This is a genomic window from Acidiphilium sp. PM (genome assembly GCF_000219295.1).
Taxonomy (GTDB): domain Bacteria; phylum Pseudomonadota; class Alphaproteobacteria; order Acetobacterales; family Acetobacteraceae; genus Acidiphilium; species Acidiphilium multivorum.
In genome coordinates this window covers 1-1,592 of record NZ_AFPR01000591.1, presented here as the reverse complement: position 1 = coordinate 1,592, position 1,592 = coordinate 1, and the positions used below count along the sequence as shown (strand labels likewise).

Annotated in this window: 1 protein-coding gene and 1 pseudogene; both read right to left on the bottom strand. The window is 67.1% G+C overall.

The genetic code is table 11. The features are described 5' to 3' along the window. Nucleotides 1-680, bottom strand: a pseudogene (locus tag APM_RS19115) (potassium-transporting ATPase subunit B); the annotation flags it as partial. Between the two features lie 11 nt (nt 681-691). Next, nucleotides 692-1,592 (bottom strand): potassium-transporting ATPase subunit KdpA (locus APM_RS19110; RefSeq protein ID WP_007425038.1); only part of this gene is annotated, 901 nt, incomplete at its 5' end.

Below are 1,592 nucleotides of genomic sequence, written 5' to 3'. Positions count from 1 at the left end.
CCGGCGAGCAGGATGTCGAGCGCGATCTCGTTGGGCGTCTTCCGCCGCGCCGCCCCCTCGACCAGGGCGATCATCCGGTCGAGAAAGCTCGAGCCCGGCTCGGACGTGACGCGGACGACCAGCCAGTCCGACACGAGCTCGGTGCCGCCCGTCACCGCCGAGCGGTCGCCGCCCGCCTCGCGGATGACGGGAGCGGACTCGCCGGTCACCGCACTTTCGTTGACGCTCGCGATACCCTCGACGATTTCCCCATCGGCGGGAACCAGGTCCCCGGCCTCGACGAGCACGAGATCCTCCCGCCGCAACTGCGGCGCCGGCACCAGGGTGAACGCGGCGCGATCCGCCGGATCATCCAGCCGCTTCGCCATCGTGTCGCTGCGCGCCCGCCGCAGGCTCTCGGCCCGCACCCGTCCGCGCCCTTCCGCGACGGCCTCGGCGAAGGTCGCGAACAGCACCGTGATCCACAGCCAGATCGCGATGACGATCGAGAAAGCCCAGGCTTGGCCTGAAACCATTTCGCGAATGCCGACGAACGTCGTCAGCAGGGCGATGATCTCGGTCACGAAGATCACCGGATTGCGGATCAGCGTCCGCGGGTTCATCTTGGCGAAGGCATCGCGTATCGCGCGGATCAGGATATCGCGATCGAACAGCCCGATCGTCTCGGCTTTGCGGGACATGTCAGCGCTCCTCAGAAGGTCTTGCCGGCGAGCAGCAGGTAATGTTCGACGATCGGGCCGAGCAGGTCGGCCGGCATGAACTGCAACCCGACCAGGATGACGATGACGCCGATCAGCAGGCCGATGAACAGAGGCCCATCGGTCGGAAACGTGCCCTCCGAATGCGGCAGCCTCGGCTTGGCGCCGAGCGATCCGGCGATCGCGAGCACCGGGATCATCACCGCGAACCGGCCGAACAGCATGGCCAGGCCCAGCCCGTAATCGAGCAGCATCGTGTTGGCCGAAAGGCCCGCAAAGGCGCTGCCGTTATTTTCGGTGGCCGAAGTCCAGCCATAGAGCATTTCGGAGAGACCGTGCGGCCCCGCATTGGCAAGCGATGCCAGCCCCGATTTGGTCAGCAGCGAGAAACCCGCTCCGGCCAGGATGAACAGGGTCTGCACCAGAATTGCCAGCATCGCGAGCTTCATCTCCCGCGCCTCGATCTTCTTGCCGAGATATTCCGGCGTCCGGCCGACCATCAGCCCCGCGACGAACACCGCGAGCAGCGCGAAGAGAACGATGCCGTAAAGCCCCGAGCCGACGCCGCCGGGAGCGATCTCGCCCAGTTGCATCATGAACAGCGGAACCAGGCCACCCAGCGGGAGATAGCTGTCGGTGAACGAATTGACCGCGCCGGTTGAGGTCCCGGTCGCCGCGACATTGAACGTGGTCGACTGCGCCACGCCGAAGCGCACCTCCTTGCCCACCATGTTGCCGGGATGCGCCGCGAGGCCGGCATGGACGAGGATCGGATTGTTCGCCGCCTCCGCCGCATAGGCGCCCACCATGCCGCACGCGAGGATCACCGCCATCACGGCGAACAGCGCCCGCCCGTCGCGCCGCCGCCCCGCCACATGGCCGAAGGCGATCGGC